Origin of the sequence: Butyrivibrio sp. XPD2006 (assembly GCF_000420865.1) — a bacterium.
Lineage (GTDB): Bacteria > Bacillota > Clostridia > Lachnospirales > Lachnospiraceae > Butyrivibrio.
The window spans coordinates 32748-54099 of sequence record NZ_ATVT01000019.1 but is presented as its reverse complement, the minus strand read 5'-3'; the positions used below and the strand labels follow the sequence as shown (position 1 = coordinate 54099).

30 protein-coding genes and 2 pseudogenes are annotated in these 21352 nt (G+C 40.4%); 28 read left to right on the top strand and 4 right to left on the bottom strand.

What is annotated here, in order from left to right; translation table 11 throughout:
* The first annotated feature begins 7 nt into the window (after window positions 1-7).
* The 4 genes from asrC to G590_RS0116645 are packed head-to-tail and all read left to right on the top strand — an operon-like array spanning window position 8 to window position 3664.
* Window positions 8-994, top strand: coding sequence for a sulfite reductase subunit C (asrC, locus tag G590_RS0116660; RefSeq protein WP_022766785.1), 987 nt, complete (start codon window positions 8-10; stop codon window positions 992-994).
* The gene (locus G590_RS0116655) at window positions 975-1898 is read left to right on the top strand and encodes an ABC transporter substrate-binding protein (protein WP_022766784.1); all 924 of its coding nucleotides are present in this window, start codon (window positions 975-977) and stop codon (window positions 1896-1898) included. Before asrC ends, G590_RS0116655 begins: the two co-directional genes overlap by 20 nt.
* Complete coding sequence (locus G590_RS0116650; protein WP_022766783.1) at window positions 1870-2871, top strand: FecCD family ABC transporter permease; 1002 nt, start codon at window positions 1870-1872, stop codon at window positions 2869-2871. Before G590_RS0116655 ends, G590_RS0116650 begins: the two co-directional genes overlap by 29 nt.
* A 13-nt stretch (window positions 2872-2884) precedes the next feature.
* Complete coding sequence (locus tag G590_RS0116645) at window positions 2885-3664, top strand: ABC transporter ATP-binding protein (RefSeq protein ID WP_022766782.1); 780 nt, start codon at window positions 2885-2887, stop codon at window positions 3662-3664.
* A gap of 2 nt (window positions 3665-3666) precedes the next feature.
* Here G590_RS0116645 and G590_RS21955 read toward each other — a convergent pair whose 3' ends face one another.
* Complete coding sequence (locus tag G590_RS21955) at window positions 3667-3801, bottom strand: winged helix-turn-helix transcriptional regulator (RefSeq protein ID WP_022766781.1); 135 nt, start codon at window positions 3799-3801, stop codon at window positions 3667-3669.
* On the opposite strand from G590_RS21955, the gene G590_RS21205 reads away from it, so the two are divergent.
* The 13 genes and pseudogenes from G590_RS21205 (at window position 3739) to G590_RS21875 (ending at window position 11981) form a co-directional block, all read left to right on the top strand.
* Window positions 3739-3969, top strand: a complete 231-nt coding sequence (locus G590_RS21205) for a GNAT family N-acetyltransferase (protein WP_334291218.1) — start codon at window positions 3739-3741, stop codon at window positions 3967-3969. The genes G590_RS21955 and G590_RS21205 overlap by 63 nt on opposite strands.
* Window positions 3970-4005: 36 nt before the next feature.
* Window positions 4006-4425 (top strand): annotated as a pseudogene (locus G590_RS21950) (pyridoxamine 5'-phosphate oxidase family protein).
* A 183-nt stretch (window positions 4426-4608) separates the two neighbouring features.
* On the top strand, window positions 4609-5076 hold the full coding sequence (locus G590_RS0116630) for a hypothetical protein (protein WP_155828793.1): 468 nt from the start codon (window positions 4609-4611) through the stop codon (window positions 5074-5076).
* 223 nt (window positions 5077-5299) lie between these two features.
* Window positions 5300-6118: a hypothetical protein gene (locus tag G590_RS0116620; RefSeq protein ID WP_022766778.1), complete on the top strand. Its 819-nt coding sequence runs from the start codon at window positions 5300-5302 to the stop codon at window positions 6116-6118.
* 51 nt (window positions 6119-6169) lie between these two features.
* On the top strand, window positions 6170-6514 hold the full coding sequence (locus G590_RS20025) for a CPBP family intramembrane glutamic endopeptidase (RefSeq protein ID WP_022766777.1): 345 nt from the start codon (window positions 6170-6172) through the stop codon (window positions 6512-6514).
* A gap of 116 nt (window positions 6515-6630) precedes the next feature.
* Window positions 6631-7140: a YcxB family protein gene (locus G590_RS0116610; RefSeq protein ID WP_022766776.1), complete on the top strand. Its 510-nt coding sequence runs from the start codon at window positions 6631-6633 to the stop codon at window positions 7138-7140.
* Window positions 7141-7189: 49 nt separating this feature from the next.
* Window positions 7190-7927, top strand: a complete 738-nt coding sequence (locus tag G590_RS0116605) for a TraX family protein (RefSeq protein WP_022766775.1) — start codon at window positions 7190-7192, stop codon at window positions 7925-7927.
* Between the two features lie 581 nt (window positions 7928-8508).
* Window positions 8509-9585, top strand: coding sequence for an acyltransferase family protein (locus tag G590_RS0116600; RefSeq protein WP_022766774.1), 1077 nt, complete (start codon window positions 8509-8511; stop codon window positions 9583-9585).
* Entirely contained in the window at window positions 9582-10016 is a 435-nt protein-coding gene (locus G590_RS0116595; protein WP_022766773.1) for a helix-turn-helix domain-containing protein, read from the top strand. The genes G590_RS0116600 and G590_RS0116595 overlap by 4 nt, the downstream gene beginning before the upstream one ends.
* A 17-nt stretch (window positions 10017-10033) precedes the next feature.
* Window positions 10034-10489: a GNAT family N-acetyltransferase gene (locus tag G590_RS0116590; RefSeq protein WP_196802510.1), complete on the top strand. Its 456-nt coding sequence runs from the start codon at window positions 10034-10036 to the stop codon at window positions 10487-10489.
* A gap of 10 nt (window positions 10490-10499) precedes the next feature.
* Complete coding sequence (locus tag G590_RS20895; protein WP_022766771.1) at window positions 10500-10937, top strand: GNAT family N-acetyltransferase; 438 nt, start codon at window positions 10500-10502, stop codon at window positions 10935-10937.
* 49 nt (window positions 10938-10986) lie between these two features.
* Entirely contained in the window at window positions 10987-11508 is a 522-nt protein-coding gene (locus G590_RS0116580) for a DUF4256 domain-containing protein (RefSeq protein WP_022766770.1), read from the top strand.
* A gap of 62 nt (window positions 11509-11570) precedes the next feature.
* Window positions 11571-11981: a serine hydrolase domain-containing protein gene (locus G590_RS21875; RefSeq protein WP_330361688.1), complete on the top strand. Its 411-nt coding sequence runs from the start codon at window positions 11571-11573 to the stop codon at window positions 11979-11981.
* Between the two features lie 112 nt (window positions 11982-12093).
* On the opposite strand, the gene G590_RS0116570 is transcribed toward G590_RS21875, so the two are convergent.
* Complete coding sequence (locus G590_RS0116570) at window positions 12094-12426, bottom strand: winged helix-turn-helix transcriptional regulator (RefSeq protein WP_013282515.1); 333 nt, start codon at window positions 12424-12426, stop codon at window positions 12094-12096.
* A 145-nt stretch (window positions 12427-12571) separates the two neighbouring features.
* Between G590_RS0116570 and G590_RS0116565 the strand changes: the two genes are divergently transcribed.
* The 5 genes from G590_RS0116565 (at window position 12572) to G590_RS0116545 (ending at window position 15388) form a co-directional block, all read left to right on the top strand.
* Window positions 12572-12925, top strand: coding sequence for a cupin domain-containing protein (locus tag G590_RS0116565; RefSeq protein WP_013282514.1), 354 nt, complete (start codon window positions 12572-12574; stop codon window positions 12923-12925).
* A 132-nt stretch (window positions 12926-13057) separates the two neighbouring features.
* Window positions 13058-13222, top strand: a complete 165-nt coding sequence (locus G590_RS21445; RefSeq protein WP_013282513.1) for a hypothetical protein — start codon at window positions 13058-13060, stop codon at window positions 13220-13222.
* 134 nt (window positions 13223-13356) lie between these two features.
* Window positions 13357-13794: a radical SAM mobile pair system MarR family transcriptional regulator gene (locus tag G590_RS0116555; protein ID WP_013282512.1), complete on the top strand. Its 438-nt coding sequence runs from the start codon at window positions 13357-13359 to the stop codon at window positions 13792-13794.
* Entirely contained in the window at window positions 13791-14489 is a 699-nt protein-coding gene (locus tag G590_RS0116550) for a radical SAM mobile pair protein A (protein WP_022766768.1), read from the top strand. Before G590_RS0116555 ends, G590_RS0116550 begins: the two co-directional genes overlap by 4 nt.
* Entirely contained in the window at window positions 14465-15388 is a 924-nt protein-coding gene (locus tag G590_RS0116545; RefSeq protein WP_022755164.1) for a radical SAM mobile pair protein B, read from the top strand. The genes G590_RS0116550 and G590_RS0116545 overlap by 25 nt, the downstream gene beginning before the upstream one ends.
* 35 nt (window positions 15389-15423) lie before the next feature.
* Here the strand turns inward: G590_RS0116545 and G590_RS0116540 are convergent, their stop codons facing one another.
* Window positions 15424-16203 carry a DeoR/GlpR family DNA-binding transcription regulator gene (locus tag G590_RS0116540; protein ID WP_022766767.1) on the bottom strand — a complete coding sequence of 260 codons (780 nt, stop codon included), beginning with the start codon at window positions 16201-16203 and terminating at the stop codon, window positions 15424-15426.
* Window positions 16204-16354: 151 nt separating this feature from the next.
* On the opposite strand from G590_RS0116540, the gene G590_RS0116535 reads away from it, so the two are divergent.
* From G590_RS0116535 to G590_RS0116520, 4 genes and pseudogenes are all read left to right on the top strand, one after another.
* Window positions 16355-17146, top strand: coding sequence for an HAD-IIB family hydrolase (locus tag G590_RS0116535; protein WP_022766766.1), 792 nt, complete (start codon window positions 16355-16357; stop codon window positions 17144-17146).
* A gap of 95 nt (window positions 17147-17241) precedes the next feature.
* A pseudogene (locus tag G590_RS20015) lies at window positions 17242-17661 on the top strand (hypothetical protein); the annotation flags it as partial.
* A gap of 51 nt (window positions 17662-17712) precedes the next feature.
* Window positions 17713-18366: a hypothetical protein gene (locus tag G590_RS0116525; protein ID WP_155828792.1), complete on the top strand. Its 654-nt coding sequence runs from the start codon at window positions 17713-17715 to the stop codon at window positions 18364-18366.
* A gap of 143 nt (window positions 18367-18509) precedes the next feature.
* Window positions 18510-19163 carry a hypothetical protein gene (locus G590_RS0116520; RefSeq protein WP_022766763.1) on the top strand — a complete coding sequence of 218 codons (654 nt, stop codon included), beginning with the start codon at window positions 18510-18512 and terminating at the stop codon, window positions 19161-19163.
* Between the two features lie 44 nt (window positions 19164-19207).
* Here G590_RS0116520 and G590_RS0116515 read toward each other — a convergent pair whose 3' ends face one another.
* Window positions 19208-20062 (bottom strand): MerR family transcriptional regulator, encoded by an 855-nt coding sequence (locus G590_RS0116515; protein ID WP_022766762.1) that lies wholly within the window; start codon window positions 20060-20062, stop codon window positions 19208-19210.
* A gap of 112 nt (window positions 20063-20174) precedes the next feature.
* Between G590_RS0116515 and G590_RS0116510 the strand changes: the two genes are divergently transcribed.
* Window positions 20175-20405, top strand: a complete 231-nt coding sequence (locus G590_RS0116510) for an acyl carrier protein (protein ID WP_022766761.1) — start codon at window positions 20175-20177, stop codon at window positions 20403-20405.
* Between the two features lie 12 nt (window positions 20406-20417).
* Window positions 20418-21350, top strand: coding sequence for an enoyl-[acyl-carrier-protein] reductase FabK (gene fabK / locus G590_RS0116505; RefSeq protein ID WP_022766760.1), 933 nt, complete (start codon window positions 20418-20420; stop codon window positions 21348-21350).
* The last annotated feature ends 2 nt before the right edge of the window (window positions 21351-21352 follow it).

Sequence of the window (21352 nt, the reverse complement as noted above, 5' to 3'; positions counted from 1 at the left end):
GCGTGATATGGCAAATTTAGATGTTAATGTAGGAAAGCTTAAAAAGAATGCATTCAGATACTCAAAGGTAAGAGGTGAGACTGCCTCAAGAATCCGTATCCCGGGTGGCGTGATTGATTCTGCTTCCATGGCCAAGGTTGTGGAAATTGCAGAGAAGTACGGCACTGGCGTTATCAATATAACTAACAGACAGGGTATTGAGATTCCGGGGATAAAACTGGAGGACGTCGACAAAGTTAATGCTGAGGTGCAGGAGGTTATTGATGCCCTCAGGATTAACCAGCCGGAAAAGGGTAAAGGCTATCCTTCATCCGGAACTCGAAATGTGATAGCCTGTCCCGGTGCGAGGCTCTGTCCCTTTGGCTGTTATGATACTACGGCCTTTGCCCAGAAGATGGAAAACAACATCTACCCCAATGACAGACATGTAAAGATTGCCTTTACCGGATGTTCTAACGACTGCGGCAAGGTAAGGATGGCGGATTTTGGAATCATTGGAATGACGGAGCCCCAGTACAACAAGGACAGATGCGTTGCCTGCGGAGCCTGCGTTGATTACTGTAAGAGAAGATCTGTAGGTGCTTTGCAGTTGGTAAACGGCAAGGTTGTAAGGGATACAGACAAGTGCATAGGCTGCGGTGTATGCGTTGTTTACTGCCCCACAAGGGCCTGGACCAGAAGCAGGGAGCACTATTTCAGGGTGGTTCTTCTTGGAAGGACAGGAAAAAAGAATCCAAGGCTTGCTGAGGACTTTATCAAGTGGGCAGATGAAGAGAGCATCCTTAAGATGGTCAAAAACACATACGCCTATATTGAGGAATATATTGACCCTAATGCTGTTGAACACAAGGAGCATATCGGCTACATAGTAGACAGGACCGGATTTGAGGAATTCAAGAAATGGATCTTTGAAGGGGTTGAACTGGGACCTAAGGCAGAAGTGAATGACAGAATCTATTGGGGCGGAAAAAACTATGCTAAGTATGGCGGTTAAGAAAAAAATAGCAGTAATCAGTGTGTTATGTATGATCGCAGCCACTTTTATGAGTGGCTGCGCATCTTCTTATGCGGAGAATTCCCAGGAAAAAGATGACACTGTGGGCATACAGAAAAGCAATTATGAATGTGTAGTGGCGCTGTCTAAATCTATAGCGGACATGTGGCTCATATCAGGCGGCACACTGAAAGGGGTGACCGAGGATGCCTTTGAGCTTGACGGCTTGAGTGATGGAGCTGAAAGTGTTGGAACGATATCAAAACCAAGCACAGAAGCAATCCTGTCACTTAAGCCTGATCTGGTTCTTCTTTCAGGAGAGCTGGCGGCACATGAACAGCTTAAGGCTGAGCTGGATAAGTTATCAGTTTATACAATTGCAATAACTGTGGATTCTTTTGAGGATTACGATAATGTGATCTACATGTTTTCGGAAATGAATGGAAGAGACGACCTTTATCAAAAGAATGTCACAGAAGTAAAGAAAAGGATAGACAGTATTGTTTCGGAAGTGGGGGATAAGTTTGAAGGAACATCTTATCTTTGTATCAAGGCTTCTGCCACAAAAACTAAAGCATTAAAGAAGGATCATTTCGCATGTAATATCATGGATGATCTGTGCCTTTACAATATTGCAGATGATGACAGTGCACTTAATGACTTAAGCATTGAGGAGATTGCGCTTCAGGATCCTGACTATATATTTGTTGTATTTATGGGAGATGACGATAAGGCAGCGCAGAGTTTTGCTGATGAATTTGAAAGCCAGGCTGTGTTTAAAGAGCTTAGAGCTGTAAAGGAGGATAAACTGATAATTCTTCCTAAAGATCTTTTTAACTACAAACCAAATGCTAGGTGGGATGAAGCGTACAAATATGTTAAGGACATCTTGGAAAAAGAATAAGTGGATGATTGTGGGACTTTTCCTGCTCGTTACGGCGATTGTTCTGGCTTTGCTTAGCTCAAATGCGAGCTTGTCATTTATTGATTTCTTACAGGCTCTGACTGGCAGGGAAGGTGCAGATGAAACGGCATTTCTTATCCTTTCAGGGGTGAGGGCTCCAAGAGCCGTTGCAGGAATATTCTGCGGAATCGGTCTTTCTGTAGCCGGACTTCTAATGCAGGAAGCCTTGAACAACCAGCTTGCTGCTCCCAGTGTTATGGGAATAAATAGTGGAGCAGGGCTTTTTGCCCTGGTGGGTTCATGCCTGCTTCACGGCAGCGCCTTGTTAAGAGGGGCATTTTCTTTTGCCGGAGCGATTGTTTCGATTGCTCTGGTTCTTCTTATATCTGTCTATTCAGGAAGCAGAAAGAGTACAATGATCCTGTCCGGTGTTGCGGTTTCTGCAATGATGAGCGCATTCACAAACCTGATAATTACATTAAGACCCGATTCTGTATCGGATAAGGCGGCTTTTCAGCTGGGTTCCCTTCAGAGTATACCAATGCCGCTCATAGTTTTGACAACGATATGTGTAGTTATAGGAACTTTCGGCGCACTGTTTCTTGCACCGGGAATGGAACTGTTTAAGCTTGGTGATGAGATGGCGATGGGACTGGGGCTTTCAGTTAGGTCCTACAGATATCTGTGTGTTTTTCTGGCAGCTTTTTTGTCCGCTGCTGCTGTTACCAGTTGCGGACTGATCAGCTTTGTGGGACTTATAATTCCCAATCTTGTTAGAAGAATGGAGACGGAAAGATCGAGAATGCAGGTTCTTTTGTGTGTAGTCTGGGGCGGCGCACTGGTTCTTTTTGCAGATACTCTAGCGAAGACTTTATTCTATCCCTATGAACTTCCAGTGGGAATGATTCTGTCAATCCTGGGTGCCCCGTTCTTTATCCTGATGATAATATCACGAAAAAAGAGAATTAAGTAAAAGGACAGATCTGATGATAGAACTCACAAACTTAACTGCCGGATATGGCGGAGTACAAAAACTTCATATTGATCGTTTTGCCCTTAAACCATCGGAGATAGTATCAATTATTGGCAACAATGGGAGTGGAAAATCCACACTTTTAAAAACAATTGACGGACAACTTGAATATAGAGGGAATGTACTTATTGACGAGAAAGAAGTGTCTAGACTTCCCGCTAAAAAGCGTGCAAGGATGATTTCATTTCTTCCACAGCAGGTTCTGCCTGTAGATATGAGTGTTGCGCTGCTGATTTCACATGGTAGATTCTCGTTTGGCGATTTTTCTCATACATTAAACGCTGAGGATAAAGCAGCAATTGAAGATGCGCTGAAAATGGTAAGACTTGAAAGTTACAGACAGAAGAAGGTTTCTGATCTCTCAGGAGGAGAGCGGACGCTTTCTTATCTGGCGATGGTTATTGCCCAAAAAAGCAGATATATGCTTTTGGACGAGCCGCTTTCAGACATTGATATTCCGCACAAGCTGCATATATGTAAAATACTTGAGAATCTCAAAAAGTCCGGGACAGGAATCCTTATAGCATCACATGATATTCCCATGAGTTTTTCCATAAGCGATAGGATATGCGTGCTGGATGGCGGAGAGATTGTTGTCTGTGGTACTCCTTCTGAAGTGGCGGCCCAGGATGAAATGATGAAAAAAACACTGGGAGCCTATGTCCGGGCAAATGGCGATGGTGATATGCTCTATAAATATTCACTGTATGCAAGAGCTGAAACTTATAGCTAAAACTATAGATTGTCCTCGCCCCATTTTTTCAGTTCAAGGAGAATGGGGATGAGGCTTTTTGTTTTCTCAGTAAGATTGTATTCTACTCTTACGGGCATCTCATCATACTGCACCTCCTTGTTGATCCAGATTACCATGGAAACACAATCGGAAGAACTCTTGTTGGAATGGCGAAAGAACATTATAAGGATTATCTACGCATGGCAGTAATAGCATACGATAAAGAAGTTCATTTTTATGAAAACTGTGGTTTTGAAAAGAGCAACGATGCTTCACCGATGTTTATAACATCATTATGGACATGAGGAAAAATATAACTTTCAGAATAATAGAGGAGCAATATGGATAACAGTATTATTGAGAGTTTTATCAGAAAACAGAAGGTTGCTTTCATCTGTTCAGTTGATGAAGAGGGATTTCCGAATGTGAAAGCTATGTTGAAGCCGAGAAAGATGGAAGGCATAAAGAGTTTCTATTTTTCGACAAACACATCTTCAATGAGAGTAAAACAGTACATGAATAATCCCAATGCCTGTATTTACTTCTATCATAAAGGATTGATATAGTACGTAGGTGTTATGCTGAAAGGTAAAATGGAAGTACTGACAGACCAAGAGACCAAAGATATGATCTGGCGTAAAGGTGATACGATGTTCTATAAGGGCGGGGTTACCGATCCAGATTATTGTGTATTGAAGTTCACCGCTGAGAGCGGAAGGTACTATTGTGATTTGAAGACGGAGAGTTTCACAATCGAATAGTAAGTTATTTTGGAATAGAATTTGCAGGAGGATAAAGAAAAGGGACCCGGAATGGATCAATGGCTGATAATGGATGAGGCATGAATTACAGGATAACATGAAACGAAATTAAGAGAGAAAGGACAATAATCTCAGAAAAGACAATAACTTATGTATATATATAATTCTGCAATGAAAGAAAAGATGGATAAACTTAAAGACCTGAGCAACAGCATCGAGATTAAAGGCGAATTATCTGTTCTTTGCCCTGAGTTCTATGAAGCATCAGGATTTTATTTTATGCGCATCCGCGATGGGGAGAAGTATGACAATCTGGATCGTGATAGAATGCTTGAAATGCACGATTATGCTACTTATCTTGAGGCCGGATGTAGTGATTGCCGTATTAATGATTTTTTTGAAGTGGAAAACGATGACGAAAGACTCAAGCTGGCATTCACTATAGCAGACATGTGGGCTATGAAGCTTAGTAATTTATTTCCCCAAGAAGAGTTTCATATTGTAATCGCTGAAAAGGATGGGAACATCACCATGAGATTTCACAAGTTCCGCGATGATGAACCCACCTGGCTTGAAGAAGATGATCTTGACGGTTATGAGTCAGAGGCAATCTGTGTAATGATTGTTGGAAAAAAAGAGAAAGATGACTGAGATTGTTACAGGATTACTGATAAATAAAGGTGAACAATACTATACTGATCTAAAAGAGGTACTTAGCCTCATGGGAGATAGCTGTAAGGACTATATGATTCACTTGAATGGAAGTTCTGAAAGACAATGAATTTGCTAATGATAAGGTAAATAATTGATTGCATATGCGATTGTAGGATGCGGAGGCCATTAAAAATATGATAAGACACAGAGGAATACGATTATGCTAAATAGAAAAAAAGTAATAAAAGATGTTATAGGCCAGGCCGTAAAGGATATGGGCTTTACTTACAAGCGTAAATTATTTGGTGTCATATGGACTTTCTCAAGAACCGTTGGAAGCGTAGAGCAGTGCATATCTATTCAGCAGGAAAGCCGGGTTCAAAAAGAGTACATGCTGATGATCTACACATCTGCCAGAGGGCATGATATTGTGGAAATAGGTAAGGTTCTACCTGAGTATAAGAACAAGAGAAACTGGGAGGCTGAAACAGACGAGGAGTTCATAAAAGTAATAGAATTCTTTGCTTCATTTTTAAAGGAAAAGGCCCCTGCAATCCTGGAAGAGATGCTAACGGACAAGGGTCCTGTCCAGGAGGATCCTTTTGAAACACCTGAAAGAAAGCAGTATTTTAAAGAGCATAGAAAAGAGTTGGTAGAAAAGTATGATGCTATCTATCATATTCTTTCAATTGAATCCGCAGAGGATAAGCTGAAACGTATTGATGAAGTGCTGTGGGATAAAAGGGAAGCAGAGATAACTCCCGATAATGAGGAAGAGATGTATGACCTTTTCATGGGGCTGGCTGCTATTTTGTCAGAAATAATGCTTGTCTATGATGGCGCCAAGATTAACTATGACAAACAACATGTAGAGCTGACTATTCCCGGCTGTGCCGCGATTCATCCTTTGTATAACGTGGCTTCGGGCTGGAAGAGCTATCATGTACATAATAACAAATCTACCCTTTACATATGGGCTATCGGCAGGATGATACCAATGATGTGTGAAATGAAAAAGCAGCTAATGAAATTGTGGTAAAAGCTTTGCTCAATAAGACTAAGGTAATAAAATCCATTGTGGGTCCGGTTCTTGAGGAGCGCAATTATTGTTTCTGCGATTACATTTGGTCTGGGGCATATCGTAAATCTTTTTAATGGAAGTGGAAAAGATTTGATTTCATCCGTCACCCAGATTGTGTTTGCTGTTATGGTTGGATTTGTGTTGGTTATAATCTTTTATTATGGGAAGTCTCTTGTCCCATGTATTTTATTCCACTCTGTAAATAATGCACTCAAAGTTTTTTCTGCAAATGGGATGAGTAATTTCCTGGCAGAAATGGTAATCAATTTAGTGTTAATTCTTGCTGTTTTGGGAGGATATCTATCCTACCTGCTCAAAGTATTTGATAAAACAGAGGACATATCGATTCAATAAGAGACTAACTAATATTTCAGCTTAACTGGCTGGATATCCGTGCTGGTAAGTTATATAATTCTCTGTGATCTTGTGCAATAGCATAAGAAAAAAGTATTGTTTGGAGGAAAACATTAATGCCATATGAAGCAGATTTTTTTTGTGATTATAAGGGGTTAAAGAAGGCGACAAGAGCTAGACTGATTACTATGCTAAAGGAATACTGGTGGTTATTTCTCCTTATTTACATAGCTATGCCGGGCAAATTAATCATATCCGGCATAATGAAGAATAATGTCAGCGATATTATCGCAGGTGCAAGTGCCCCAATTTTTCTAATAGTTGTCTATGCTTTTGTAATTGATTTCAGTGTTCGCAGACAGGTAAAGACCAATAAAGCCTTGGGAAATTTAAATGTGCATTACACCTTCAATGAAGAAGATTTCGAGTGGACATCTCCAAAGGTTAGCGCCAGATCAAATTACAGCGCTATCTACAGGATTGTCGAGGACAAAAACTTCTTTTTCCTTAAGCCCTCAGCGAGACAGATGATGATAGTTCCAAAAGAAAACTGCTCGTCTGAGCTGATAGCTTTCCTGGAGAATAAAAAGACAGAGATAAACTGCAATAAGAAAAAAATGCTTTAAGACATAAAGAAAAGCTTTATCTTTCAGGATAATTTATGATAGGGATAAAATGGAAAAGAAACTAAACTCCAATCATCTTAAAATAATAGCAATTATTGCCATGACGATAGATCATGCTGCCAATTTATTCTATCCATCGTTCCCCGCACAGCCACTTCCTATTGCGTTACATATTATAGGAAGGCTGACGGCTCCGATTATGTGGTTTTTCATCGCAGAGGGCTATCATTACACACACAACATAAAAAAGTATCTGCTTAGACTGGGCATATTTGCCATAATCTCGCATTTTGCGTACTGTTTTGCTTTTGGAATAAACTTCGTTCCGCTTAAAACAGGTATCTTTAATCAGACAAGCGTCATGTACCCATTGTTTATAGCAGTGTTGGTACTGTGGCTTCAGGATTCAGAGTTCAGGTATAAAGTGCTGAAACATATCCTGATTTTTGTACTTGTATGGAGTGCTTTTCCTGCGGATTGGAGTTGTATCGCGGTGTTGGCGATCATAGGCATTCACAGACATCGCGGTGATCTAAAAAAACAAACGCTTATCATGATGCTATGGGTTATGTTGTATGCAGTAGTGTCGTTTTTCTTTGTAAATAAAGTTCACGGAATCATAGAATTGTTTGTTATCCTTGTATATCCGCTTATGAAACGTTATGACGGACAGCGAGGAAAAGCTAAATGGCTAAAATGGTTTTTCTATATTTACTATCCGGCACATCTTGTTGTTATTGGAATCATAAGAATTATTATGTATGGTGATACTCCAATATTGTTCTGACAAACAAGAATCTGCGAGGAAAAGTAGAATTAAAATCTGCATAATCCCTAGGTTTTCGCTATGTAGAATTTAGTTTTACTATCAAGCCCGACTTCATCGGAAGGGGTTTTCTCGCTGAATTTTTAATAACCAAGGGCTTTGCAGGCAATACTGCAGAGCTCTTTTTATGTGGAGGAAACATGCCTTACTGCATAAGCCTCAAAGCATCGATGTATTCTTATGTTTAGCAGCACTTAGGTGTTTTCGATATTTCATATGAGTGAATCACAGAAACAGATCTTTGTTGATCATTTTGGAAGCGTCGAAGCAACTGTATCAGGTTAAGGACGCTCGACCTCTTTTGATGGATAGATTATTAAATAATTAAGTTGGTGAAAAGAGTTTAGAAGAGCTGCGGCTTGGGGATGAAAAATCTTTGAGTTGCTTGACGGCACCAATGAGCGGTTTTTATAAAACTATGCGCTCGCAACCAAATTTAACAAAAAATAGCAAAATTTGTAAGCTTCGCTTGGTAGACAGGCGGAGCTTACTTTTTTATGATTAAGAAAAATGTTAAAATATTTAGCAAAGGTGGTAGAAATATGAGAAAGGCATATTTGGATAATATTCGTTGGATAACAGTAGTGCTGGTTGTAATCTATCATGTAATTTACATATTCAACAGTGTAACACAACATGGAATCATCGGACCTTTCAGTAAATATCAGCCCCAGGATACATATCAGTACATTGTATATCCTTGGTTCATGTTACTTCTGTTTGTGGTATCCGGCATGTCAGCTCGCTTTGAACTAATTAAACGAACAGAAAAGGAATTCATCAGAGTAAGGACGAGAAAATATCTTGTGCCATCAACAATCGGCCTTCTGGTTTTCGGCTGGGTTCTTGGCTATTACAACATGCTGATGTCCGGTGCTTTTAATTCCATGAACAACGTACCGGGGCCAATCCTTTTCCTGATAATGGCAGTCAGCGGATCAGGTCCGCTGTGGTACATTCAGATGCTTTGGCTCTTCAGCCTGATACTGGTACTGATCAGAAGGATTGAAAAAGACGGATTTTATAATATTTGTGGCAAAGCAAATCTTTTGACACTTATACTTCTTGTCATACCCGTATACGGAGCAGCGCAGATACTTAACACACCGATAATAGTGGTATACAGATTCGGTATTTACGGACTGGGCTTTTTGATCGGCTACTTTGTGCTGTCCCATGACGAAGTGATGGATCGGCTTGGCGAAAGCTGGCTGTTATTAAGCATTCTTGCCCTCGCATCCTGCGTAGCCTTCGTGATTTTATATATAGGTCAGCCTTATCCGGATCACGTGGTTCTGGATACAATCATGTGCAATGTATACGCATGGTTTGGAACACTCGGTATACTTGCCTTCATGAAAAAATGGGGCAATTTTGAGAATGCCTTCTCAAGGTGGATGTGCCGAAAATCATGGGGCCTCTATGTATTCCATTATCTGATGATCGCGGTCAGCGGATGGTATCTGCATACATTATGTCCGTCCCTTGCTCCTGTCATCGTATACCTGTTGGTTGCAATAGCAGCATTCGCAGGCTCCTACCTTCTGTATGAAATCATGAGCCGCATACCTTTCATAAGGTGGTGTGTTCTGGGAATAAAAAAGGAGAAGAATGAATGAGTTTTGCAGATAATCTTATGGAATTGAGAAAGCTTAATAACCTGTCACAGGAGGAAATTGCAGAGAAGATAGGCGTATCCAGACAGACGCTTTCAAAATATGAGACCGGCGAGTCGCTGCCGGACATAGAGAGATGTAAGATGCTGGCTGACCTCTTTGGTGTATCCATGGACGACCTTATCTCATATGAAAAGAATGATTCGGACAACCTGGGATATGCTATACCGCCGAAAGGAAAACATATCTTTGGAATGGTCAAAGTGGGGGATAAGGGTCAGATCGTCATTCCTGCCAAAGCAAGAAAGATCTTCGATATTAAAACAGGCGACAATTTGATTGTCCTCGGAGATGAATTCCAGGGTATAGCTCTAATTAAGGAGATGGGTCTTCTCGGTCTTATCAACAGTGCGAAAGAAAGTATAACTGACTAAAAGAATGTAGGTGAAAGATGATGGAAATAAGAGTTGCTACAAAAAATGATATAGATTTCTTGATGAGTGTTCGCCTGGAGATGCTTAAGGTTGTGAATAATCTACCAGAAGATTATGAGTTTTCAGATAAAGTTATAAAAGAGAGTCGCGATTACTTTTGCAATGGAGATCATATAAATGTTATTGCGGTGGATGATGACATGGTTATTGGTTGTGCATCGATGTGTTTTTTTAGGATAATGCCAACGTTTAGTCATCCAACCGGAAAACGAGCCCATCTTATGAATGTCTACACAAGAAGTGAATACCGTCGTCAGGGAATAGCGCGAAAAATGGTTGAAATGCTGATCGAGAAAACATGGGAAAAAGGTGCAACGGAGATCAGTCTTGATGCAACCGCAATGGGAAGACCACTCTATGAAAGTATGGGCTTTACTGATTCTACAGAATGTATGGTACTGACGAATCTGTAGGAGGAATAGTATGAGAGAAATAACACCGAACGAGGTAAGCAAACTGTACGATTGTATTCGTGAGTTATCAGACTATCACAATACAACTTCTGTGAATTTCAAAGGATTTTATCCTTTAAATCCATATGAAAAGACCCTGGAATCATTTGAGGCTGCATTACGAGAGAAAGAATCCTATATTGCAGTCACTGAAATTGAAGACCGGATTATCGGCTTCTGCAAAGTAGATATTATAGGAGAAATCGGTAAACTGGACTATTTGGTGGTGAAGGAAGAATTCCGGGGAAAAGGGTTTGGTAAAGAACTCATGGACTGGGCTATGCTAATGTTTGACCAAAATAATGTCAGACATATCGAAGTAAAAGTGGTTGATGGTAACAAGACGATTCATTTGTATGAGAAGTATGGTTTCAAAATGAAATCTCACATATTGGGGATTGAGCGATAAATTTCAGTTTAATAGACTATGACAAATCGGTGGATTGGAGGGGTAAACCATGTTAGAAATATTAAAAGCGAGGTTTCAGGATAATAAGAATCTTCATATGGAACTGAGTTGGCTTGACGTGGAGAAACGTTTGCTTGAGCATCCGGGCTCCATGGATGTTTTGAGAAGGATGGAGGAGAGCGGAGGAGAACCGGATACCATCGGCTATGACGAAAAGACGGGAAAACTAATTTTCTGCGACTGCGCAAAGGAGTCCCCTTCTGGGCGCAGAAGCCTGTGCTATGACGAAAAGGCATTACAGGGGCGTGCTAAAAACCCGCCGTCAGGCAGCGCCGAATGGAAAGCAAAAGAAATCGGCGTTTTGATCATGACGGAGGAACTCAATAGCCGACTGCAAAGTCTCGGGGAATTTGATTTGAAAACGTCAAGTTGGATCACTACGCCGGATGATATTCGCGACAAGGGCGGTGCATTGTTCTGCGAACGACGTTACGGAACGGTTTTCACATTCCATAACGGGGCGGATTCGTACTATTCCGTGCGCGGGTTCAGAGGTTATACGCTTATATGAATTCAAATTTGTAGAGCGATTAAATTACAGTTTTATCTTGCTTAGGGGAGATTACTATGGTGATGGATAAAGATTTTAGAGGGAATGCATATATAGTAAAACACAAAGAAGTATTACTGAATTACAGCGGCGGGTTTGCTGACTTGGCAAATGAGATTCCCAATACGATTGAAACAAGATTTGCGTCTGCTTCCATGAGTAAGACTTTTGTTGCTGTGGGCATCTTGCAATTGATTGAAGCAGAGAAGCTGAAATTTGAAGATACTATCGGAGCAATTCTGGATTTTGATCTTAAACACATCGATCCCTGTGTGACAGTAAGACATCTATTGAATCACACTTCAGGAGTTCCGGACTATTTTGATGAATCAGTTATGGGAGTTATCGGAAAAGTCGTAAAAACCTCTATTGAGGAAGCAAATATGTCTGGAGACAAGGTTAATATAGATTCTCTTGAAGCTATCGCCTTTTGATCCTTACACACATGGTTATTATAAGGTGTCCGGAAGAGTCGGAGAGGCTTTTTCAGATGGAAAGAAGCTCTTTTGATGGACAACAATTTACAATAATGAAAAAGCTGAGGGCTCAACCTTCAGCTTTTTCTATTTCTTTAATATATTCAAAGCCGAAAAGTTCAATCTGATCCAAGACCTTCCTGAATTTTTCGCCCATTTCGCTAAGACTATATTCAACTCTGGGAGGAACTTCGGCATATACCTTTCTGGTTATCAGTTTGTCATTTTCCAATTGTCTTAACTGTCTGGTCAGCATAGCTCTGGTGATGTCCGGAATATTCCTTTCAAGTTCGTTAAAACGTTGTGTTCCTGTACTAAGCTGAAAGAGTATAACTATGGCCCACTTACCTTGAAGGACTCTTTGAGTTGTGGCATAAGGACATTGACCGTAAATGCTTTTCATTAAAATTTTCTCCTTGTATTTCCGCAATAGTATCAAAAATGTGACTATGTATTGTAAATGTTCGTACTTGTTTGAAATTGCCTAAGGGATAAAATGATGATACAACAAACAAAAACAAATATCAAATACATGGAGGAAAACAAAAATGTCAAATTTCAAAAAAGTAAACGTAACAGAGGCTCCTAGAACAGAACTTCATGATGCTCTTGGTTTAACGGGAGCAGAGATAAGTATCAATCATCTTCCTGCAGGAGCAGGTGTTCCCTTTGTACACTCACATAAAAATAATGAGGAAATCTATCTTATTCTTTCCGGAAAGGGTAAGGCTGTAATTGATGGAGAGGATGTTGAAATCGCTAAAGGTGATGTGGTTAGAATTTCACCTGAAGGAAAGAGACAGTTTCTTGCTGCGGAAGATTCAGAGTTAAGCTATGCATGTATCCAGGTCAAGGCAGGTTCAATTGGTGGATTCACTGCAGAGGATGCAGTGATGTACTGATCCTCAAAAGACACCAGCTTTTTCCATAACCATGCCGAGTCTCGCAGTGACGAGCTGTGTGATTCAGAAGGGTGTCGCAAACTGCATCCAACATATGCGGGAATCCAACTCAGAAATGCCTGCGCAAAAATCATGGGGGTAGAAGATATCGGGGTGATTACTTCTGTTGGAGAGCAAAATTCTATTCTCGAAAGAAGAAAAGAAATGATTGAACATGGTTTTGTGTCTGAAAAGTTAAACGTAGGTGTAATAAAGGAAAAACTTGATGAAATTAGGGAGTTTGGTAGAAGACTATAGCAGATGGAACACGTTATCAGATTCAGGTTTTTTGAGATGAATGATAGAACATAAAATCCGAAGTTATGATATGTGTGCTTGACAAAAATACTCCTATATCGTAGTATAAAACTACGATATAGGAGTATTTGATTATGAAGACAAATGGTGGATTTCTTGTTACAAAAATAAAACAGCTGGGTGATCGTATATTTGAAAGGATACTGGCAGAAAAAAACATTGATGCATTTAACGGAGCTCAGGGAAGGATTCTTTATGTCTTATGGCAGGAAGATGGTGTTCCTATTAAAATTATTTCCGAGAAAAGCGGACTTGCAATTACTTCACTTACAACCATGCTTGAGCGGATGGAAAAAAACGGACTGATAAGCCGCAAAACTGATGAAGCTGATAAGAGAAAAACTCTTCTGTTCCTCACAGATAAAGCCAAAGAACTTAAAGAAGCTTATGACTCCGTATCCAATGAGATGGGGAATATTTATTATCGTGATTTTACGGATAAAGAGATTCTTCAGTTTGAAGAGTATCTTAACCGCATCAGGGTAAACCTTGAGGAATGGAGTGACAAATGAGTATCTGTATTAAAGATCAGATTCAGAACATGAATCTTGTTATAGGGTGCACTGTTGGATGTCCGTACTGCTATGCCAGAAACAATACGAGGCGTTATCACATCATAGATGATTTTGAAAAGCCACAGTTTTTTCAAGGCAAGCTTCGTATGATGGAAAAGAAAAAGCCGCAGAATTTTCTGCTGACCGGTATGAGCGATCTCTCGGGCTGGCATGAGGAATGGAGAGAGGAAGTCTTTAAAAAGATAGCAGAGAATCCTCAGCACCAGTTTCTTTTTCTTACCAAACGACCGGATCTTCTGTCTTTTGAAACAGATCTTGATAATGCATGGTTTGGCGTTACAGTTACGAGAAAATCTGAGTTATGGCGTATTGATGCACTGCGGAGCAATGTGAAGGCCAAAAAATATCATGTTACCTTTGAGCCTTTGTTCGATGATCCGGGTAAGGTTGATCTTACAGGCATTGACTGGATTGTGGTGGGAACTATGACAGGTGCAAAGAGCAGGACTGTTAAAACAGATCCCGGGTGGGTTTATTCATTGACAGAACAGGCTCATGAACTGAACATTCCGGTATTCTGGAAAGAAGATCTTGTTCCGATTATGGGAGAAGAAATGATACAGGAAATGCCGGATGCTTTTAACAAAGTGCTGGAGGAACAGAGAATATGGAACAACCAGAAATCAAAGTAAATCATATAGAAACAAAAAGTGTAATGACAAAATCGAATACTCCTATTGGAGGATATTCGGTGAATCCCTATGTGGGGTGTCCCCATGCCTGTAAATACTGCTACGCATCTTTTATGAAACGCTTTACAGGGCATACGGAGGAATGGGGAACTTTCATGGATGTGAAAGACTGGCCTGAAATAAAGAATCCAAAGAAGTATGCCGGCCAGAAGGTGATCATTGGAACAGTTACGGATGGTTATAATCCGCTAGAGGAAACATATAAAAATACAAGAAGACTTCTGGAAGAACTAAAGGACAGTGGTGCGGACATACTTATCTGTACAAAGTCAGACCTTGTACTAAGAGATCTGGATCTTCTAAAAGAGATCAATGAAAATAGCAGACTTACAGTATCATGGTCAATCAATACTCTCGATGAAGAGTTTAAAGATGATATGGATGCGGCAGTAAGCATAGAAAGAAGGCTTGCTGCAATGAAAGAGGTCTATGCGGCAGGCATTCGTACAATTTGCTTCATTTCACCCGTGTTCCCGGGGATTACGGATATAGAAGCAATCATAGACAGGACAAAAGATCAGTGTGACCTTGTATGGCTTGAGAATCTGAATCTTCGCGGAGGTTTTAAGGCAGATATCATGAAATACATTTCCGATAAACATCCGGATTTGGTGCCGCTGTATGACGAAATTTATAACAAAAAGAACCGCAGCTATTTTGAAGCACTGGAAAAGAAAGCAGAAGAGCTGGCTAAAAAGTATGATTGCAGGTTTGTTGATAATGAAACTCCGTATGAGAGAGTAGAGAAAGGACATCCAACAATCGTAGATTACTTTTACCACGAAGAAGTAAGAGGAACTGCCAATAGTGGAAAGAGAAATGTAATACATAATCCTTAATGGAAGAAAATATAACACCATCACCATGGGGCACCTTAACAATGTGTTATGTTTAGATTTATCTTTTTTTTAAAAATATTATATTGATCCTCATCGGAGATATCAGAGTCTGTGATAATAGTATTAAAGTCTTTGATATCTCCGAACTTTTTCATGGTATGTTGCCCGAATTTTGAGTGGTCAACTAGAAGAATATTTTGCTCCGAATTTCTCATTACTGCTTGTTTTATTGAACAATCCATTTCTGTGCTGGTAACACCATAGACAGTATCTATAAAACCTGTTCCTAGAAAGGCAGCGTTAAAATGAAAATTTGAAAGATATGTCACAGTATCCATATCCATAGGGCCGTCGTTTGAGTCCTGATATTTGCCAGGAGCTATGTATAATGTGACATATGGATTGTGAGAACACTCATGCATTACAGCCAATGAGCTTGTTACAACGGTGTGATGCAAAGGTGGAAGATATCTAGTCATAAGCAATACTGTGGTACTTGGATCTAGATAAATTACATCATTTTCTTTGATAAATTCTACAGCGCGGCGGGCAATTGCGGCTTTAGCCTCGAAAAAGCTTTCTTTTCGCATGTCAAAAGTGTGTATAACTGAGCTTGGATGCCTAATAGTAGCACCACCATAATGAGTAACAAGTATTCCCTGTTCTTCCATTATGTGTAAGTCTCTTCTGATTGTCATATCAGACACACAAAATTTTTGTGATAAATCCTTTACATATACGGTAGTCTGTTCTTTTAATAATTCGTATATAGATTCACGGCGACTTATTCCATTATTTTCATTTACCTGTTTCATAGAAAGCTCCTTCAGAGGATATAATGTTCTATTAAACATAATTATACCACCAAAATTTACAAATAAAACATTAACGAACATTAAACAGTGTTAATATGTGTGCTATTATCATTCTGCAATCGGAAATATAAAATGTTGTTAGGAGATAGCAATGTGTAAGAAAAAGTATTTGTTTTTTGATATTGATGGCACACTAGCCGCAGGAGGATATGAAAATTTCTATATTCCTGACTCAACTGTTGTAGCGCTGCAAAAGCTTAAAAAGGCTGGTCATTTTCTATGTATTGCAACAGGCAGAGCCCAGGCTCTTGCAGTTGATATAATGAATGAGTTAGGTTTTGAAAATATGGTGAGTGATGGTGGTTATGGTATTACCATTAATAAAGCTCTATTAGGAATTAAGCCACTTCCAAAAGAAAACGTGGTTGCTTTAATAAGAGAATGTCAGGAAAAAGGATATCCATGGGGGATTCAGCCTGAAAATTCAGCTGTAAGATATGTGCCAGATGATCGATTTAATGAAATCGCAAAGGATACATATATGGACCAAAAGATAGTTAAGGGATTGAATCCTGAAGATTATGAAAATATATATAAAGCATATGTAGCCTGCAGAGCAGAAGAGGAGAAAAATCTCAAAGCACTTGAGAATCTTCCTTGTTGTAGATTTCATGAACGTTATTTGTTTATTGAGCCAAGCTACAAATCTGTAGGTATAAAAAAGATAATGGATTATTTTAAAGCTGATTATAATGATGCTATTGTTTTTGGTGATTCTGGCAATGATATTTCAATGTTTACAGATGATTGGACAAAGGTTGCCATGGGAAATGCTATTCCTGAACTAAAGAAGCTTGCAGATTATGTGACTTCCGACGTTGATAAAGATGGAATCTACAATGCCTGCGAGAAGCTGGGATTATTTGATACTGTTGCTTGTTAATACCTTTCAGCGTGATCTCAGTAAAGAGCGTTATGGAAGGTATTAATAAAAATAAAGGTTAAACATGGGCTGCCTCAGCTTAAGGAGGGGATGGGGGTTTTGTAAGAGATGATCAGGGAGTATTTCAGGTACCGATTGATGGTAAGCTACTGATGGAAATTCCTTCTGAGCTGATTCCAAAGTGTCCTGATGACGGCTCTGATATGACTATGAATTTGAGAGCTGATGATTCTTTTGTCGAAGATGAAGGATGGCATAGGGCATCTGCAGCATATTCTGATTTTATTCGCAGACATGAGAATCTTCATGTTTTTTATCTTGAATTGGGAGTAGGAGCTAATACGCCCGTAATAATAAAGTATCCGTTCTGGCAGATGACGCTGGCAAATGAAAAAGCGGTATATGCCTGCCTAAATTATGGCGAAAGCTATTGCCCGGAGGAAATTGCAGATAGAAGTATATGCATTGATGGTGATATAGGAGAAGTATTTGAGACGCAGTCAGGGATGCGTTAAGATCAGGTCTTTAACTTCCAGTATAACTGACGAGGAGGCATATGAATGTTTATGAAAAAGGCTATAAGGGCTGAAATATTGGCTATTTGTATTTTCTTGTTGACGGGATGCGGTTTTATCGCTCCAAGTCAAGGCTATGTGGCCCGTAAGATGGAAAAAAAGTATGGGGAGAGATTCGAATATATAGACGATGACGAGGAAACTCAACAGTACAGATACAGGACCAGCCAAATGGCGCCCCAAGAAAAGATTGCTGTATCTTATCGTGAGGACGTTCTGAAGGATGAGTATGCATCGTACCTATTGCAGGATGATGAAGCTGAGTATATCTCCAAATACTTTGATAAGTTTTTTGTTGAGTATAAGGCTTATCCAACGATTCGATATCTTTCGAGTGACCTTGATGCCAATAGCACATTGGATGATCTGTATGAAGCAAATCCAAATATAATGGTATACATTCGCTTCATCATTCCGGAGAGGGAATTAACCAGTAATTCTGACATGAATCAGCGTATGGAGCTTTGTTGCAAGGACATAGCAACTGATGGAAAAAGATACAGAATCGTTGCATATCCTGTAGATGACGATAGATATGATACTTTTGATCGCAGCGATACAGCTGATTTTAATAATGTTAAAGATGATTACTGGAGCTGTAGTATCTCAGATGGAGAGGTAAAAGTTTCAGATTTGATGGATTGATGGGAAATCAAATCACAGCGTCGGAAATCAGGAACAATTCTAAACAGTGAACATAGAATGCTTAAGGGCCTCTTTTTTTCTTTGCATGGAAATAGTATCATTGAGAAGTTGCATTTAATATGTTTTGGGAGGAAAACTTTTTTATGGGTGAAAAGAAAGTAACAGGCTTTGATTTCTTATGGTGTTCGCTTTATGCATGTGCGGCTTTTGCAATAGAATTGCTGATCCAGTTCGTTGAAGGAAAGATGGGGGTTGATGTAAGTAACTACAGTGCATCGCAAAACATAATTCATTGGGTAATAACTACAGTATTGTGGGTCATTGCCGGAATTATAGTAATCTTTATCGGAAAGAAAACGACAAACTTCGATATCTGGGAGCACCGTGAAAAATTAAAGAGATGGCAATACGTAGCACTCTTGGTGTGTTTCGTAGTAAATATCATTGCGAAGTATCTGGATTGGAATGGTTTTAAGGTTCTTATTGAATGGAATTCCAAGGAACCGATTTTGTTCATATTCCAATATATTTATTATCTGGCAGAAGGATTCCTTATTTCTCTTGTTATTGTCTATGGTCAGAAGGCATTTGAGAAATGGTTTAAGAACGATAAGATTCCTTATGGGGGAATTGTTCTTGGACTGATATGGGGATTGTTTCACATATTGACTAAAGGTAGCGTGCTTGTTGGGATTTTTTCTGCGGTGGCTGGTTTTCTATTTGGAACAGCATATATTTTTACAAACAAAGATTATAGGAAAGCATTACCTATCATTACGTTACTGTTTATTTTTTGACTAAACCATCAATAATTACCGAAGATAAATTTCTTTTGGGGTAATCAGTCGGCGCGGCAATAAATAAACAGATATTTGTAGTAGGTATGCTCTTTCTCCTTGTCATAGAGGTTGATGAGGCTTACAACATATAAATCGGAACAGGCTTTTAGCCTGTTCTTTTTTATGTAATTAACCATCTTCTGATATATCTTCTCAAAGTCTTTTACCTGATTGTCCTGATGGCAGCATACGGCCAGAGTTCCCTCGGCCGGAAAAGTCTCATCGTTGTCGGCGGGAAGGAAAGAGAGGCTGATTATGTTGTTGTATACGTAATGCTTTTTGATCAGATCCTCATAGGATATTGAAACCCCTGTGGGGAACGTGGACAGAGAGTCCTTGTCGATGGATTTACTCAGATGCGCAGAAATATCCTTGGCGATATCGGCTGTGTGGTGGGCATAATCCTTGTTTTTTATCAGTGTTCTGCTGACGCTGAGCTGAGGCATGTCCATCAGGAAAGGCGTTCCCTGCTTGTGACGGCCGAATTCGCCCAGTATCCACATGCCAAGGTGAAGGGCACTTATCTTTTTATTGATGCGATAGAGCTCCCTCTGCATCTCCAGGATCTTGGAGTTTGCGATCTTCTCGATGGCTTCTCTTGATGAACCGTGAACGATTTCCCTGATCTCCGCAATGCTGCAGCCCGCCTGTCTCATGGTTGATATGAAGAAAAAAGAGCTGATCTGGGAGGCGGAGTAATAGTGATAGCCGTTGTTTGGGTCGATCTTGGGCCTGATTATATCCTGTTCGTAGTAGTGTCTTAAGGTATCTCTGGTGGTCCCACATAGTTTTGCAAACTGGCTGACGGTGAGTGAATATTCCTGTTCGTTGTCTTTGTAATCGGGAAAAGTTGTCATTAAAAACCTCAAAAAATTCGAAAAATTGCTATTGACTTGGGGGTTACCCCCAAGATTATTGTAACAAAGAATTGATAAAAAACAACTTTGTTCACGAAAAAGGAGAAGAAAAATGAAGGACGTAAAAGGAACAATCATTCGTATAATCGCTGAGTATCTTGATAAGAATGAGGCTGAAGTATCATCATCAGCAAGCTTTACAGAGATCGGTCTTGATTCTCTTGACATCATGGAGCTTGTAATGCAGATGCAGGAAGAGCTTGACTGCAAGATTGAGCTTTCACAGGAGATCACATCAATCGATAAGCTTGTAGAACTCATCGAAAGCAGCAACGCTGCCTGAAAGGAAGCAGGAATGAGTACAAATCCTATTTGCGAGATGCTTGGAATCAAATATCCGGTCATTCAGGGAGGAATGGCCTGGATAGCAGATGCAGAGCTGGCCGCTGCTGTATCAAACGCCGGAGGCCTCGGTCTTATCGCGGCGATGAACAGTAACGGCGAGCAGCTAAGAGAACAGATAAAGAAGGCCAAAACCCTCACGGATAAGCCCTTTGGCGTGAATCTGATGCTCATGAGCCCGTATATCGATGAGGCGGTTCAGGTTGTGTGTGAAGAGGGCATCAAAGTAGTAACGACAGGTGCCGGAAACCCTGCCAGGTACATGGAACAGCTCAAAGCAGCGGGTGTGAAGGTTATCTGCGTCGTTGCCAGCGTTGCCCTTGCGGTGATGGTTGAGAGAATGGGCGCCAGTGCCGTTGTGGCTGAGGGCTGTGAATCTGGAGGTCACGTTGGTGACACGACTACCATGGCACTTGTTCCGCAGGTTGTGGACGCAGTAAACATACCGGTTATCGCCGCCGGCGGTATTGCAGACGGAAGAGGAATGGCTGCTGCATTCATGCTGGGTGCACAGGCAGTACAGATGGGAACCAGGTTCCTTACAGCCAAGGAGTGCAATGTCCACGCCAATTATAAGGAAAAGGTCTTAAAAGCCAAAGACAGGGACACGATCGTCACAGGTAAGAGTCTCGGACATCCCGTCAGGGCTCTGAAGAACCGCATGACAAGAGATTTTCAGGCAAAAGAGCTCGATCCGGCCACCACACCCGATGAACTGGAGAAGATGGGTGCCGGTGCTTTAAGGCGTGCTGCTATAGAAGGCGATGTAAAGACCGGTTCATGCATGTGCGGACAGATTGCGGGCCTTGTAAATTCCGAAGGCACCTGTGAGGAGATCATAACCGGTATCTGCAGGGATGCATTTGCTCTTATGGGAAGAAGCTAAGA